We start from the raw sequence: 16,134 nt of genomic DNA, 5'->3' as shown, positions 1-16,134 counted from the left end.
AGCGGTTTTTTCATAGGAAGGATTTTTTCAAGCCTAGGGTCTTCCTTTCATAAATATCCGGAGCTCCTTGCTTGGATTTGCTGCGCAGAATCTCTCCGAACATACATACGATGTGATTTACGGAACAGCTGCAGTCTTTTGATTCTCTGATCATATATTTATCGCCTGCCGCTATGCTTGTTACCATAGCGGCAGGCGATGCAAAAAAGCCGGATCTTACGCCAGCAAGTCACTCTGTTGAGGAATCAATACGCCTGCTTTCCCACTGCATCAAAGGTCTCCGTTACAGACTGCTCTGGCGGAGCCGTTAACAGGCTGACCACGACGATGGCGATGGATGCCACAATGAAGGCAGGCAGCAATTCATAAATCGCCCAGGCGCCGCCCATAGGAGCAATCAGGTATTTCCAGATAAACACCATGGCTCCGCCGGCCAGCATACCGGCCAACGCTCCCCATTGGTTGGAGCGTCTCCAGAACAATGCAAACAACACAACTGGCCCAAAGGCCGCGCCGAAGCCTGCCCAGGCAAAGGACACCACACGGAACACAGAACTGTTGGGGTCCCTGGCCAGGAACATGGCAACCAGAGAGATCACAACCATGGTCCCCCGTGCCACCAGCATCCCCTGCTTGGCAGTAAACTTCACCCCAAAAAATTCCGCAAACAGATTCTGAGATACCGAGGAGGACGCCGCCAACAACTGAGAATCTGCCGTGGACATCGTGGCGGCCAGGATACCCGCCAAAATGACACCCGCAAGCAGAGCTGCCGGAATCCCATATTGGCTAAGGAGGCTGGAAATCTGCACAATAATTGTCTCTGAGTCTGCCAGCTGCTCCATAGTGCCGTTGGCAGTCATGGCATTGCCCACCAAGCCAATGAAAACCGCAACTCCCATGGAGATTACCACCCAGGTGGTGGCAACACGGCGGGAGAGGGACAATTTCTTTTCATCCTCAATTGCCATGAACCTCAGTAAAATGTGGGGCATACCAAAGTAGCCCAGTCCCCAAGCCAGCAGAGAGAAAATCGTCAAGAGTCCATAGGGACTAGAGCCGCCAGTCGCCGGATCATGGATGTTGGACAGCGAGAGATAGCCGGTCAGGGACTGTGCATTGCTGATCACAGCATCCATCCCTCCGGCCTGCCCTGTTGCAAAGATCAGGATGATCAGCAGTGCCACCGTCATAATAATAGACTGCACCAAATCCGTGAAGCTGGCAGCTAAAAAGCCGCCTGTGACGGTGTAAATAACAATCACAGCGCCGCTGATGATCATAGCTGTCAGGTAGTTTGTCCCAAATAGGCTTGCAAACAGTTTTCCGCAGGCTGAGAAGCCTGAGGCCAGATAGGGGATGAAAAACACGATGATCACCACCGCCGCAATTGCGGAGAGCAGATTTCGTTCATCCTTCCACCGCTTGGAAAAAAACTGCGGCACTGTGATAGCACCCAGTCGGTGAGAATAACGGCGGATACGTCTGGCCACGATCAGCCAGTTCAGATAAGTCCCTACCGCCAGGCCGATTGCAGTCCAGCTGGCCTCCGCCAAACCGCTGAGATAGGCGACGCCTGGCAGGCCCATCAGCAGCCAGGAGGACATGTCGCTTGCCTCCGCGCTCATGGCGGTAACAAACGGGCCAAGCTTCCGCCCACCCAAATAGAAGTCGTCCACAGAGTTGTTTTTCTTCGCGCACCAGATGCCGATGCCCAGCATCACAGCCAGATAGGCCACAATGGCAAGGCAAATACAAAGTTGTGAGGTTGTCATATGTTCTCTCCTTTTTCAATATCCATAGGCGTTATCATAACATATATTTTTATAAAATAAAATACAGAATTTAGTATAGAATTTATTCTATACTAAATTCTGTAAAAACCGATCTAATCTTTGATATATCAAGCTTTAATCCTGCACAAAAGCTTGTATGCAATATCATTCTATCCGTTAGACACTATCTAATCTCTACCGCTCGTCCGGTAGCTTTCCAAGAACATGGGTGTGACACGATCAGTGTAGTCCACCAGGGAATACTCTCCGCCACAGAGACACCAATCATACAGCAGTGCCCGTTCCCACAGTGCATAGGCGTTTACAACCTCGTTAACCGTCCAGTCCGTCCGCAGCTCTCCCCGCCGCTGTCCTTCGGAGATGATCTGCCGCAGCACCTTGAAGTAAGTCCGGCTGCGATCCAGCAGGTGCTTTTCTCCCCTGGCCAGCAGCTGTGTGGAGAGGAGGCGGGAAAGCAAGTCCATAGACACACCGCCATCAATCATGGAAAATAGCTCATGATTCACATAGATCAGCTTTTCCATGGCGTCCAGCCCCGGGTCCATCTCCACCATCAACTGCTCGTACTTCTCATCAAAGACATTGGCCAGGGTCCCCATCAGCTCATCTTTTCCCTTGAAGTAATGATAAAAGGACCCCTTGGAAGTCTCTGATTCATAGACAATATCCTCAATTGTGGTCTCCTCAAAGCCCTGCTCATAGAACAGCTTCCACGCTGCAGCAATGATGCGGCCCTTGGTATTTCGGCTATTTTTTCTTGGCATCCGTGCTTCCTCCCCTCCGCTGATCTCTATCATACCGGCTTTTGTAAGACAAATCAAGCCGATTCTCCTCTTTCTCTTACCGCAGGATATGCATGTTTTTCAGCATCTTTTCTGGTGTTCATGTGCGTTCTGTGCGGTTATAATAAAGTATAAAGGGGGGATCGCTTTGCGATTTTGGAAAATGAACGGAGCTGGAAATGACTTTGTGGTGCTGAACAACTTAGAGGAGCACCTGCCGGCGGAGTGTTTGCCGCAGGCCGCTCGGACGCTGTGCCAGCGGCATCTGTCCATCGGCGCGGACGGCTTGATGGTGGTGGATGCCCCCACCCAGGGCGGAGACTATAAAATGCTGTTTTTCAACAGTGACGGCAGCGTGGGCGAGATGTGCGGCAACGGCGCCCGGTGTATCTGCCGATACGGATATGAACTGGGTCTCGCCGGGGAGACCCAGACGGTGGAGACCACCGCCGGCATTGTCACGGGACGGCGTATCACCCAGCGGCTGTACCGGGTCCGCCTCAACGATCCCACCACAGTGAAGCTGGACGCCCCCGTGGAGGTAGACGGCATCCGGCATCCCTGCTCCTATGTGGAACTGGGTAATCCGGGCCTTCCCCATGCCGTGGTGCCCTATCCCAATCTGAGGGACGCCGATGAATCTCAGCTGCGGGAGCTTGGCAGAAAGCTCCGGTGGCACCCAGCTTTCCCCAAGGGCGCCAATGTCAATTTCTACGAAATCCTGGGCGATGACTTGCTTTACGAGCGGACATTTGAGCGGGGTGTGGAGGATTTCACCTATGCCTGCGGCACTGGCACCGGGTCCGTGGTTGCGGTGCTGACTCTGCTGGGGAGGGTAACTGGCCGAAACGTCCGGGTTGACATGAAGGGCGGAACGCTGACCATAGATGTGGAGCATGCCGGCTCTCAAGTGACCGGCCTCTATCTGACCGGCCCTACGAATGTGGTCTGCAAAGGCGAGGTCACGGACGAAGATCTAAATCTATTTTGAGAAGGGAGTGGTTCGCATGGAGAGAACGTCTGTCAAAAGGAATTATGTCTTCCTGGCCATCATGCTGGGAGCCATGGTGGCCGGCGCCGCTGTGGGCTGGTTTTTCCCTGTGGTGAAGGACGCCGATGGAACTGTGTTGGAGGCTGGCGCCACCATCTTCAAGCCCTTGGGCACGGTATTCATCAATCTCATGTTCTGTATCGTGGTTCCCATGGTCTTCGCCTCCATCTCCAGCGCTGTGGCCAACATGAAAAGCCGCAGGCGGGCCGGAAAAATCATGGGCGTCACCGTGGCCACCTTTGTTGTTACCGGCGCGATCGCGGCTGTGATCATGTTCGTTCTGATGCGGCTGTTTCCTCCGGTCCTCACCCCTTGGACGGAGTTTCAGACCGGGGAGATGGGCGACTACGCCTCCTTGTCCGAGCTGATCGTCAACTTCTTCACCGCCGAGGATTTTGTGGGGCTGCTGTCCCGGCAGGCCATGCTGCCGTTGATCGTATTCTCCTTACTCTTTGGCTTTGCGGTGAACCTGACTGGCGGTGGGGAAACCCTGGTTGGAAAATTTCTGGATAACCTGGCGGAGGTCATGCTGAAATTCGTCCAGCTCGTCACCTACTATGCCCCCATCGCCTTCTTCGGCTTCTTTGCCGATCTGGTGGCTACCTACGGTTCTCAGATCGTGGAGAACTATGTTCGAGCCCTGGCAGTCTACTATCCGCTTTGCTTCCTTTATATCTTCACGGCGTGGCCGTTATTTGCCTGGTTTGGAGGCGGAAAAGGCGCGGTCAAAACCATGTTCGCCCACATTGCCAAGCCCGCCATCGTCTCTCTGGGCACCTGCTCTTCCGTGGCCACCATCCCCACCAATATGGAGGCCGCCGCCGACACTGGCATCTCCAAGGATGTCACCGACATGGTACTGCCTCTGGGCGCCACCATGCACATGGATGGCTCCTGCTTTTCCTGCGTGCTGAAAATCGCCTTTGTATTCGGCGTGTTCGGGCAGCCGTTTACATTCTCCCAGCTGGTTCCGGTGGTGCTGGTGGCGGTGCTGTCCTCTGTGGGCATGAGCGGCGTCCCAGGCGGCGGATATATTGGGGAGTATATCATTTGCTCCATCTTCTTCGCTGATCATATGGAGATTGCCTTCCCCATCTTGGTGACTATCGGCAATCTGGTGGACCCTCCCGCCACCATGATTAACTCCGCCGGGGACTATGTGGCAAGCTTCCTGGTCTCCCGCTTTGTGGACGGGAAAAACTGGCTACAGCGCGCCGGCAGGCAGCTTTAACAGACCGGAGGCCGCTTCTGCGGCCTCCGCTTTGATTTCTCCGTTGACCTTTGTCCTTCTTCCCTCTATACTGGAAGGTGGAAAGGAGCGTGTCATAATGTCCACTCTGCTGATCAAAAATCTCCATACCCTGGTGACATGCGATGATCGTGACTCCATCATCCACCAGGTGGACCTTCTTTGTAAGGACGGCTGGATTGCGGACATCGGCCCCCGTCTGCAAGATACCGCCGACACTGTGATTGACGGAAGCCATCTCTGGTGCTATCCAGGGCTCGTCAACACCCATCACCATCTCTACCAGGTCTTTTCCCGCAATCTGCCCCAAGTACAGAACCTGGAGCTCTTTGACTGGCTTACCGCCCTGTATGAGATTTGGAAGGGGCTGAACCGGGACGTGGTCCGCCTCAGCTCCCTCACTGGCATGGGCGAGCTTCTCAAGCACGGATGCACCACCTGTTTTGACCACCACTACGTCTTCCCCGCCGGAGCCGGGGATCTGCTAGGCGCGCAGTTTGCCGCCGCGGAGGAGCTGGGTGTGCGGATGTTTGCCTCCCGGGGCAGCATGGACCTGAGCCGTAAGGATGGCGGCCTGCCGCCGGACAGCGTGGTACAGACGGTGGACGAAATTCTGCGGGACTCCGCCCGGGTGATTGAGGTCTATCACGACCCCCGCCCCGGCTCCATGCATCAGGTGGCTCTGGCCCCCTGCTCCCCCTTCTCCGTCAGCCCGGAGCTGTTGCGGCAGAGCGCGGTTCTGGCCCGGCAGTACGGCGTGCGGCTCCACACCCACCTGTGCGAGACCCGGGACGAGGAGCGCTGGACGCTGGAAAATCACGGCGTGCGCCCGCTGGAATATATGTCGTCTCTGGGCTGGACCGGGCCGGACGTATGGTACGCCCATGGCATCCACTTCAACGACGAGGAGTTGCGGGAGCTGGCCAGAACCGGCACAGGCGTTGCTCACTGCCCCATCTCCAATATGAAGCTCAGTTCCGGCGTTGCCCGGGTTCCGGAGATGTTGGCCCTGGGCGTCCCAGTGGGGCTGGCGGTGGACGGCTCCGCCAGCAACGACGGCTCGTCCCTCATGGAGGAGTTACGGGTGTGCTATCTTCTGCACCGGCTCCATGCCAGCGGCGCAGCTCCCTCCGGCTACCAAGTGCTCAAACTGGCTACCCGAGGCAGCGCCCGCCTGCTGGGCCGGGAGGACATCGGCTCTTTGGAGGTTGGGAAGTGCGCCGACTTCTTCCTGGTGGACTCCCGCCGTCTGGAGCTGACTGGGGCGGAGTACAGCCCCGCCGACGCCCTTGCAACGGTGGGCCTCCGGGGCCCTGTGGACTGGACCGTGGTAAACGGCCGGGTCGTGGTCCGGGAAGGCCGGCTGGTCTCTGTGGACGAAGAACGGGTAGCGGAAGAAGCCCGGGCCTGTTGCCGTGCGTATCTATCTTAAAACTCAAAAAAGGACTGCCGGATCACGGCAGTCCTTTTTTATTGCTCTGTATCCCGCATCAAGCGGATGTATTTAAGCAGATGCCCACACGACACCTCGTCCAGACGGCTGATCTCATGCAGCAGCGCGGCACGGCGCTCACCGTCCGCTTCTTTATCCAGGTTATACGCAAGGCTCTCCCCCAAAATATAGTCCATACTGGCATGATACAAATTCGCCATCCCCAATAGAACCACCATAGAGCAGATATCCCGGCCTGTCTCAATGTTGGAGACATAGTTATCGCTGATTCCTAACGCCTCCGCCACATTTTCCTGTGTCAAGCCCGCAGACCGGCGAAGGGCTTGCAGCCTTTTTCCAACCGCTTTTGCATTCATCATAACTATACCTCATTCCAGGTACAGTTTATAGTGTGACCAGCTCTGGCGTTAATAATCTATTCCCATGTATATATTGACTATTTTCTGGAATTATGCTAAAATTAAGAAAAGGGAGGCGATACGATGGAATACAACTTTGAACGAAGCCTGGACGAATTAGGACGCGTTGTGCTCCCGGTGGATGGCCGCCGTGCCCTGGCCCTCCGGGAAGGCGATATCCTCAGCGTCCAGGTGGACCCCCAGCAACAGACCCTGATTTTAAAAAAGCAGACCCCCTCCTGCCTGATCTGCCGGGGTACGGAAAACCTCAGACCCCTGCCAAACCGCACCTGGCTGTGCAAGGCGTGCATCAACAACCTGAACAAATGACCCGTATCCTCTCGGATACGGGTCATTTTTAATCTAATACTTGGACCGCAGCGCCCAGCACGCCGTCGCCAATATAAACGCTGAGCGTGCCGTCGATTTCGCCCTCCCAGATGTGGTCGTAGTTGGGCAGGGCCTCCGTCAGCCTCTGGCGCACCAGCTGCATCTCCTCCGGCGCGCCGCCGTTGGCCACCGCCAGATTATAGCGCCGGTGCTCGCCGCAGCGCTGCACAGTCAATTCAATCAGCTTGCTGATGACCTGGTTCCGGCCCCGCACCTTGGCAATGGATTTGAGCTGTCCATCGTCGGCAAAGGTAATAATCGGCTTGATCTGCAAAAGCGTTCCCGCCGTGGCGGTCACTTTGCCGATGCGCCCGCCCTTTTGCAGATACTCCAACGTGTCCACAGAGAAAAAGGGGAAGGTATTTGCAATCAGCTGCGGCGCCCGGCGCTCTGTTAGCTCCTCCCAGCTCATGCCGCCGCGGATATCCTCGGCCAGTTGCAGCACTGTGGCCCCCTGCCCCAGCGATCCGCTGACAGAGTCAAACACCCGCACCGGCAGCAAATTCCCGCATTCCTCCGCCGCCAGGCGCACCAAATTATACGTCCCGGAAAGTCCGCTGGAGAGCATGACAGCAATCACGCCGTCATATCCCTCTTCCCAAATCTGCCGCAGCACCTTTTCAATATACGCGCCTGACGGCAGCGACGTTTGGGGCAGCTCGCCATTGTGCAGGCGGCGGTAGATGTCCGCGCCGTGGATATCCACCCCGTCGGCATATTCCCCATCTGCACAGAGAATCCGCAGCGGCACCACAAAAATGTGATATTCCTGCACCATCTGCACAGAGAGGTCCGCACAGGAGTCCGTCAGCAAAGCGATCTTTTGTGGGTTCATAACCGTCTCACCTAAATCTTTCACAAATCCTAAATATCTGCCTCTTGACCGTATTAGGACAATTATGCCACAAAGCTTGAAAGACTGCAAGAACTATCCGCCGAACAGCCCACACATTTTTCACCGCCGGCAGTTAAAAAAGGGTCATCTGGCTGGTCTCCGCCATCCCTGCAAAAGCGCCCAGGGCTTTGAGCTGCTCGATGTGGGTTTTGGAGAGCTTATTGCAGCAGGTGGCAAACTCTTCAATGGAGACAAAGCTCTTACCGGCGCGTTTTTCCACCGTGTCCTGAGCGGCCGCCTCACCCAGGCCGTGGACGCTGGTAAAGGGCGGCAGCAGCCCGCCATCCGTCACTAGGAACTTGGCGGCGTCAGATTTATAAATATTAATGGTGTCAAAATGGAAGCCCCGGAGATAGAACTCGTAGCACACCTCCAGCGTGGTCAGCAGGTTCTGCTCCACGGCGGTGGCATCCTTATTGTTCTCAATCTCCCGGATTTTCCGCTTCACCGCATCCATACCAGCGCAGCAGTACTCCGCGTCAAAGGCCTTGGCCCGCACAGAGAAAAAGGTTGCATAGAAGGCCAAGGGCTCATGGACCTTGTACCAGGCAATGCGGAAGGCCATCATCACATAGGCCACCGCGTGAGCTTTTGGAAAGAGGTAGCCGATTTTTGCCAGGGAGTCGATGTACCACTCCGGTACCTCATGCTCCCGCATGGCCTCCACCCAACCCTCCTCAAAGCCGTTTTTTTTCACCTTGCCTTTTCGGACGGACTCCATGATCTTGAAGCTCATCTTGGCGTCCAGTCCCTTGGAGATGAGATACAGCATGATATCGTCCCGGCAGCCCACCGTCTCCAAAACGCTGGCAGTGCCGCTGACGATCAGCTCCCGGGCGTTGCCCAGCCACACGTCGGTTCCGTGGGAGAAGCCGGAGAGCCGCACCAAGGTGTTGAAATCCTTGGGCTGGGTATCTATCAGCATCTGACGGGTAAAACGGGTGTTGAACTCCGGGATCGCCACAGCGCCGGTGGGGCCGAGAATCTCGTCATTCTCATATCCCAGCACCTTGCTGGAGGTGAAGATCGACATCGTCTCCGGATCGTCCAGAGGAATATCGTGGGGGTCCACACCGGTAAGGTCCTGCATCATGCGGACCATAGTGGGGTCATCGTGTCCCAGCATGTCCAGCTTTAAGAGGTTATCCTCCATGGAGTGATATTCAAAATGGGTGGTAATGGTATCGGAGTCGTCGGCGTCTGCCGGGTGCTGCACCGGGCAGAAGTCCTCCATCTCCAAATCGTCGGGTACCACCACAAGCCCGCCGGGGTGTTGGCCGGTGGTGCGCCGGACGCCCACGCATCCCAAGGTGAGCCGATTCTCCTCCGCCCGTCCTGCTGTAATGCCGTTTTCCTCCAGATACTTTTTTACAAACCCGTAGGCGGTCTTTTCCGCCAGGGTGCCGATGGTGCCCGCCCGGAACACTTGGGTCTCACCGAACATCTCAATGGCGTGGCGGTGGGCCCGCGCCTGATACTCGCCGGAGAAATTCAGGTCAATATCCGGCACCTTGCCTCCGCCAAAGCCCAGGAACGTCTCAAAGGGGATGTCAAAGCCGTCCTTGATATACTGCTCGCCGCACACCGGGCACACCTTGTCCGGCATGTCCGCTCCGCAGCCGTAAGAGCCGTCCATGATAAATTCGCTGTTCTTGCACTTGGGACAGCGGTAGTGGGGCGGCAGCGAGTTGACCTCGGTGATGCCGGACATATAAGCCACCAGCGACGAGCCCACCGATCCCCGAGAGCCTACCAGATAGCCGTTCTCCAAACTCCGCTGCACCAGTTTTTGGGCAGACATGTACACCACGTCGTACTTGCCCAGAATACCACCCAGCTCCACGTTCAGCCGGTCTACAATCAGCTTGGGCGGATTCTCGCCGTAGAGTCGGTGGGTCTTCTCCCACACCAGGCGGTTCAGATCCTCCTCCGAGTTTTCCAAACGGGGCGGAAACAGCTCCTTGGGAAGCAGTGGAAAGGTCTCCACCATGTCCGCGATGCGGCGGGTATTGGTCACTACCACCTCATAAGCCTTCTCCTTTCCAAGATACGAAAACTCCCGGAGCATTTCATCTGTTGTTTTGAAGTAGATAGGCAGCGGCTCGTTGGCGTCCGGGAATTTCTTGGACGCCAGCAGGATGTGGCGGTAGACCTCGTCCTCCGGCTCCAGGAAGTGGACGTCGCCGGTGGCGCACACCAGCTTGCCCAGTTCCTCCCCTAGACGGACAATCGTTCGGTTGAACTCTCGCAGGTCCTCCTCCGACTGCACGTCGCCGTTGCGGAGCATGAAGGCGTTGTTGCACAGGGGCTGAATCTCCAGGTAATCGTAGAAGGAGGCAATGCGCTTGAGCTCCTCCCAGTCCTTGTGGTCCGCCACTGCCCGGAACAGCTCTCCCGCCTCGCAGGCAGAGCCCACCAGCACCCCCTCCCGGTGCTCACGCAGCAGGCTCTTGGGGACAGTGGGCACCCGCCGGAAGTATTTCAGGTTCGAGGCGGATATCATCTGATAGAGGTTTTTCAGTCCTACCTTGTTCTGGGCAATGAGGATTATGTGCTTGGGCTGGCGCTTGGTCTTTCCAGAGAGGGGCCGAAGCTTTTCCATCTCTCCGTTCACCGCTTGCAGGGTATAAACCCCCCGGTCATGGAGCATCTTCCAGAAGGGGATCAGCATGTAGCCCACCGTGGCGGCGTCGTCACTGGCCCGGTGGTGGTTGAAGGCGGGCAGATCCAGGCGCTCCGCCACGATGTCCAGCTTGTGCTTGCTCAAATCCGGCAGCAGGTTCTGGGCCAGAATCAGGGAATCCACATAGGTGGGTGCAAATTCCAATCCCACCTGACGGCAGCCCGCCCGGATGAAGCCTATGTCAAACTCCGCATTGTGGGCCGCTAAGGGGCGTCCGTCCACAAACTCCAAAAAGGCCGTCAGCGCCTCTTTCAGCGAGGGGGCATCCTTGAGCATTTCGTCGGTAATGCCGGTCAGTCCGATAATCTCTGGCGTCAGGCGGCGTTCCGGATTCACGAAGGTCTGGAAACGCTCCCCAATCTCGCCGTTTTTCAACACCACTGCGCCGATCTCTGTGATGGTCTCCCGGTCTACTTTCAAGCCTGTAGTCTCGATATCGAAGCAGACAATCTCCCCCTCCAGCGGCTGGTCCTGGGGGCCATGGACCGCAATACGGTCATCCACATCGTTGATGAAATACCCCTCCATGCCGTAGAGAATCTTAATCTTGTCCCCAGCGGCGTGCCATGCGTCAGGAAAAGATTGGGCCACACCGTGATCCGTAATGGCAATGGCGGGATGGCCCCAACGAATCGCCTGCTGGATGGCCTCCTTGGTATCCGTCAGGGCATCCATATTGCTCATCTTGGTGTGCAGATGGAGCTCCACCCGCTTTTCCGGGGCGGTATCCTGTCGGCCCTTGTGCTCCGCCTCCTGAATATGGTAAGGATTCAGCTGAATGTCTTTGCCGTCCCAGGTGGGTTCCATTTTGCCCTGGACCCGCAGCCACATTCCAACCTTGATAGACTTCTCCAGAGCCTGGGCCTCCTTGACCGTCAGGTTCTTCTGGACGGTGACGGAGCCGGTATAGTCCGTCATATCAAAATTCAACCGCCACATGCCGGGGCGCCGGGTCTCCCGGCACTCAAAGGCAAAGACCTTCCCCTGCACCGTGGCGGTGCCCATTTTCAAATTCAGCTCCCGGATAGGACCTGGCCTCGCCTTGATGGCATTCCCCATCAGCACCTTTCCGGCCGGATTGCTCTTCCCCACCGGCGCCGCCCCGTCCGGAGAAGACGGCCGCGGCTCTGCGGCTGCTTGTGCAGCATCTATCTTCACGCTGTGAAACCCATAGGCTCTCCGAATAGCCGCCTGGAGCTCTTGAACCTCTCCCTCTGTCAGCGCGAGCTTCACCTGTAATCGCAGTTCCATGGACATGGCGGATTGGTCAATACAGGCCCCTGTCAAAACGGCGCCCGCCAGTTTCACCCGCAGCTCGCCGAGGAGCTGCAACTCTGTAAACATTTCAAAAAATGGGATATTTCTTGACATGGTTTCCTCTTTTGTATCATCTATCATTTTTCTGAGTCAGCATCTGCCGGACAGCAAACCGGAGGCCTTCCTCTATCTATTTCCACCGTCGGACAAAAAGATCGCAAGCCCCGGTCAGGCACAGCGCAAGCAGTGCCGAAGCATTTGCAGCCTTTCCTCTCTGATGCATCACGGCTTCGCCTCTAGGGGGTGCCCGGCGGTGAATCCGCAAATCGTTAAGCCAGGGAATACATCGGGATTTGAGCCGCTACACAACACCAAGTCTCTTTTCTTTCCTTCTAAAAACAGGGGAGCGGTTGTTATGATCGCCGCAGGAACCGGAAAAATCCAGCTCTTCTTCAAAGCTTTTCAATCTCCTCCATCAGCTTGTCCACCAGCTGCTCCTGGGGAACCTTGCAGAGGATTTCGCCTTTGCGAAAAATCAAGCCCTCGCCCTTGCCGCCAGCAATTCCGATGTCAGCGGCGGCGGCCTCGCCGGGGCCGTTGACGGCGCAGCCCATCACCGCTACGGTAATAGACTTCTCACAACCGGAAAGACGCTGCTCCACCTCCTCCGCCATCGGGATGAGGTCAATGCGGGTGCGGCCGCAGGTGGGGCAGGCGATCAGGTTGACGCCCTCCCTGCGAAGCCCTGCCGCCTTCAGAATCTTTTTGGCCGCGAAGATCTCCTCCACCGGGTCCGCGGTCAGCGTCACACGGAGCGTGTCTCCAATCCCCAGACACAGGAGACCGCCGATCCCCATGGCGGACTTGATCAGGCCCATGGAGGGCGTTCCCGCCTCGGTAACGCCCAAGTGCAGAGGATAATCGGTCCGCTCCGCAAGCAGCCGGTACGCCGCCATCGTCAACGGCACGTCGGAGCACTTGACGGAAATGCAGATGTCGTCAAAATCAAATTGGTTCAACAGATGTACATGACCCATGGCGCTCTCTACCAGAGCCTCTGCGGTGACGCCGCCGTATTTCGTCCGCAGCTCCTTTTCCAAAGAGCCGCCGTTAACGCCGATCCGGATGGGGATGCCCCGTTTCCGACAGGCCTCCGCCACTGCCCGCACATTCTCCCTGCCCCCGATGTTGCCTGGATTAATGCGCAGAGCATCAATTCCCCGCTCCGCACATGCAAGGGCCAGCTTGTAGTTAAAGTGGATATCCGCAATCAGGGGGATGGAAATCCGCGCCTTGATGGCGTCCACTGCCGTTGCCGCCGCCATATCGGGAACAGCCACCCGGACAATCTCACAGCCGGCGTCCTCCAGGGCATGAATCTGCGCTACCGTGGCGTCCACGTCGTGAGTCTTGGTATTGCACATGGACTGGATGGTTACCGGAGCTCCGCCGCCTACGACCACGCCGCCCACTGTCAGTTTTTTCGTCATTTTTATTCCTCCCTCAATAGGGAATTCATGCAGGATTCCAAGATCTCGCTGCACCTATGAAGCACCCCCTCCAGTATGAAGCCATCCCTCCCCAGCACCCACCGGGCCCTGACGTTTTGAGCGGTCCTACGTGGATACAGACGGTGCCAAAACTTTCAAATATCTCACGGCACAGTTTCCGTACAGCACCGCTCATGGCTCCCTGTCCCCCAGGGACACCCAGCCAGCAACCAGCCCCCTCGCTTTTGTAGGACATGCAGGCAACCAGAGGCATTCCTCCCGCCGCCTGCCCACACCTACTGCGGCGGCACGGCAGAGCGGGCCGTCCTCCAGCATATGGGCGCGTGGAAGCACATCCGTTTTCCGCCCCCGTAAATCTGAGGTGCATGGACTTACATTCTCTGCATCCCGCTTCTGCCAGGGTCTTGACAAAAGCACGCCGAGCTCGCTCCTCTATCGGATCAGCTTCCACACATCCTGTAATGTCACCAGCAGCATAAATCCCATCAGCACGACAAAACCCACAGTATTCACAGCTGCCTGATACTTTTCTGGAACTCGCCGCTTGAATATCAGCAGCGCCACAGCATCTACCAGAAGGAAGAAAATCCGTCCGCCATCCAGCGCTGGGATGGGCAGCATGTTCATCACCGCCAGATTCACCGCCAGCAGTGCCGCAAAATAGAAGATCTGACTCCACGCCGCGCCCGCAGTCTCCGCGGAAGAGCCCACCTCCGTGATGGTGGAAACGATGCCTACCGGGCCGCTCAAATCCTCTATGGAGGCACCGCCGGTAAAGAGCTGCACCAGGCTGAACCACACCAGCTGCACAAAATCCAGCGTCTGATACCAGGCGTACTGCAGCCATGTCAAAATCGTCGCCTCTGTGAAGTGTGCCCCCACATACAGCCCAAAACCGGTATAGGTTCCTCCGCCGCTGTCTGTATAGGTCTGCCGGGCCATTGGGAAATCCTCCAGCACGATTCTTTCCCCATCCCGAATCACTTCCAGATCGATGGTGTCCCCCTGGTGATAGGACAAAAACAGCTCCGCATCCCCCTTGAGGTACGTGCGGTACCCATCAATTTTATAAAAAATGTCGCCTTCCATCAAGCCGTCTTCGCCTGTCATGGAAAACTCCGGGGCAAAGCCGGTGATCTGGTCGGTAAAAAAGCCCGCAGCTCCCGCATATAGTGCCAAAACCACCAGAAAGCCCGTCAGGAAATTCATGCCAGAACCAGCAGCTAGGATTAATAGCTTTTTCCAAAATCCCTGTCGGACGAAGGACCGTTCATTTCCGGAATCCTCATCCTCACCTTCCATCGCACAGTATCCGCCGATGGGGAGCAGACGCCAGGAATACTGGGTCTCCTCTGTCTCCTTATGCCAAATCAGCGGTCCCATGCCGATGGAGAACTCGTTGACCTGCACGCCGCAGAGCTTAGCGGCAATAAAGTGGCCGAATTCATGAACCGCCACCAACACGCCAAAAATGAGGATCGCCGCCAGGATAAAAATAGGTTCCATGCTGTAACTCCTAACCTTTAATCGCCCAGGACGCACCGCCTGGCGGCGGCGTCTGCTTCCAGAATGTCCTCTAGGGACGGTTTTTGCACCACACTCACGGCAGAGCGGGCCTTCGCCGTCAGGTGGGAAATGTCATAAAAACCGATGCGCTCTTGAAGAAACAGCCGCACCGCCTCCTCGTTCGCACCGTTTAAAATTGCACAGGCTGTGCCTCCCTCCGCTGCGGCCTCCTCCGCCAGATGCAGGCAGGGGAATGTCGCCCGGTCCGGCGCAGCAAAGGTCAGCGGCGGACAGGCGGTGAGGTCCAGCGGCTTTGCCAAGCTCTCCCCCCGCGCCGGATAGGTCATGGCATAGCGGATTGGAAGCCGCATATCCGGCGTTCCCAGCTGAGCCAGAACCGCCCCGTCCCAATACTCCACCAGGGAATGCACGATGCTCTGGCGGTGAATCACCACGGAGACCTGTTCCAAAGGCAGGCGGTAGAGGCGCATAGCCTCAATCACCTCCAGCCCCTTGTTCATCAGCGTAGCACAGTCCACGGTAATTTTGGGTCCCATAGTCCAATTGGGATGGCGCAGGGCATCCGCTCTGGTCATTTTGCCCACTTCTTCACAAGTCATGCCATAAAAGGGGCCACCGGAGCAGGTGAGGATCAGCCGCCGGATTTCCCGCCGATCCCGGCACCCCTGCAGACACTGAAAAATAGCGGAGTGCTCCGAGTCCACCGGGATAATCTCCGCCCCATATGTATCCGCCGCGTCCATCACAAGCTCCCCAGCACACACCAACGTCTCCTTATTGGCCAAGGCAATCCGCTTTTTCTCCCGAATGGCGGTCAACGTGGGCCGAAGTCCTACCATGCCCACCACGGCAGTCACGATGGTGTCCGCCTCCGGCAGTGCGGCAGCCTCCTCCAGGCCCTGAGGCCCGCCGAGAACTTTCGTTCCAGTGTCTGCCAGGCGCACAGTTAAATCCCGGGCCGCCGCCTCATCCGTCAGCACGGCAAGGCGCGGCCGAAACCGCCGCGCCTGCTCCTCCATACGCTCGATACTGGCGTGGGCCGTCAGTGCCGCTACCTGAAGCCCCAACTGCTCCGCCACATCCAGAGTCTGCCGGCCGATGGAGCCGGTGGAGCCTAAAATCGAAATGGTTTTCGTCATACC

At 57.0% G+C, this 16,134-nt stretch carries 12 protein-coding genes; 4 read left to right on the top strand and 8 right to left on the bottom strand.

All coding sequences use genetic code 11. The annotated features are described in order from the left end of the window. Positions 1-245 precede the first annotated feature (245 nt). Positions 246-1,775 carry a sodium/proline symporter gene (locus KJS55_RS14305; RefSeq protein WP_187030811.1) on the bottom strand — a complete coding sequence of 510 codons (1,530 nt, stop codon included), beginning with the start codon at positions 1,773-1,775 and terminating at the stop codon, positions 246-248. Between the two features lie 188 nt (positions 1,776-1,963). Further along, positions 1,964-2,560: a TetR/AcrR family transcriptional regulator gene (locus tag KJS55_RS14300; RefSeq protein WP_187030809.1), complete on the bottom strand. Its 597-nt coding sequence runs from the start codon at positions 2,558-2,560 to the stop codon at positions 1,964-1,966. A 166-nt stretch (positions 2,561-2,726) separates the two neighbouring features. Here KJS55_RS14300 and dapF point away from each other — a divergent pair, with 166 nt between their 5' ends. The 3 genes from dapF (at position 2,727) to KJS55_RS14285 (ending at position 6,310) form a co-directional block, all read left to right on the top strand. Continuing rightward, on the top strand, positions 2,727-3,569 hold the full coding sequence (dapF, locus tag KJS55_RS14295) for a diaminopimelate epimerase (protein WP_187030807.1): 843 nt from the start codon (positions 2,727-2,729) through the stop codon (positions 3,567-3,569). Positions 3,570-3,585: 16 nt separating this feature from the next. Next, complete coding sequence (locus tag KJS55_RS14290) at positions 3,586-4,860, top strand: dicarboxylate/amino acid:cation symporter (protein WP_187030805.1); 1,275 nt, start codon at positions 3,586-3,588, stop codon at positions 4,858-4,860. 97 nt (positions 4,861-4,957) lie between these two features. Further along, a complete protein-coding gene (locus tag KJS55_RS14285; RefSeq protein ID WP_187030803.1) occupies positions 4,958-6,310 on the top strand; it encodes an 8-oxoguanine deaminase in 1,353 nt (450 codons plus the stop codon). A 38-nt stretch (positions 6,311-6,348) separates the two neighbouring features. Here KJS55_RS14285 and KJS55_RS14280 read toward each other — a convergent pair whose 3' ends face one another. Further along, positions 6,349-6,690, bottom strand: a complete 342-nt coding sequence (locus tag KJS55_RS14280; protein WP_187030801.1) for a helix-turn-helix domain-containing protein — start codon at positions 6,688-6,690, stop codon at positions 6,349-6,351. 123 nt (positions 6,691-6,813) lie between these two features. On the opposite strand from KJS55_RS14280, the gene KJS55_RS14275 reads away from it, so the two are divergent. Then, positions 6,814-7,059, top strand: a complete 246-nt coding sequence (locus tag KJS55_RS14275) for an AbrB/MazE/SpoVT family DNA-binding domain-containing protein (RefSeq protein ID WP_187030799.1) — start codon at positions 6,814-6,816, stop codon at positions 7,057-7,059. A 28-nt stretch (positions 7,060-7,087) separates the two neighbouring features. Here the strand turns inward: KJS55_RS14275 and KJS55_RS14270 are convergent, their stop codons facing one another. From KJS55_RS14270 to KJS55_RS14250, 5 genes are all read right to left on the bottom strand, one after another. Then, positions 7,088-7,954, bottom strand: coding sequence for a DegV family protein (locus KJS55_RS14270; protein ID WP_187030797.1), 867 nt, complete (start codon positions 7,952-7,954; stop codon positions 7,088-7,090). A gap of 133 nt (positions 7,955-8,087) precedes the next feature. Then, complete coding sequence (locus KJS55_RS14265; RefSeq protein WP_213543611.1) at positions 8,088-12,068, bottom strand: PolC-type DNA polymerase III; 3,981 nt, start codon at positions 12,066-12,068, stop codon at positions 8,088-8,090. Positions 12,069-12,406: 338 nt separating this feature from the next. Beyond that, on the bottom strand, positions 12,407-13,444 hold the full coding sequence (gene ispG / locus KJS55_RS14260; protein ID WP_213543610.1) for a flavodoxin-dependent (E)-4-hydroxy-3-methylbut-2-enyl-diphosphate synthase: 1,038 nt from the start codon (positions 13,442-13,444) through the stop codon (positions 12,407-12,409). Between the two features lie 453 nt (positions 13,445-13,897). After that, the gene (locus KJS55_RS14255; protein WP_213543609.1) at positions 13,898-14,971 is read right to left on the bottom strand and encodes a M50 family metallopeptidase; all 1,074 of its coding nucleotides are present in this window, start codon (positions 14,969-14,971) and stop codon (positions 13,898-13,900) included. 17 nt (positions 14,972-14,988) lie between these two features. Beyond that, the gene (locus tag KJS55_RS14250) at positions 14,989-16,131 is read right to left on the bottom strand and encodes a 1-deoxy-D-xylulose-5-phosphate reductoisomerase (RefSeq protein ID WP_213543608.1); all 1,143 of its coding nucleotides are present in this window, start codon (positions 16,129-16,131) and stop codon (positions 14,989-14,991) included. Positions 16,132-16,134: the final 3 nt, after the last annotated feature.

The organism is Pusillibacter faecalis (genome assembly GCF_018408705.1).
Lineage (GTDB): Bacteria > Bacillota > Clostridia > Oscillospirales > Oscillospiraceae > Oscillibacter > Oscillibacter faecalis.
Note: the sequence above shows the minus strand (reverse complement) of the source record. Positions and strands in the feature narration are given on the sequence as shown.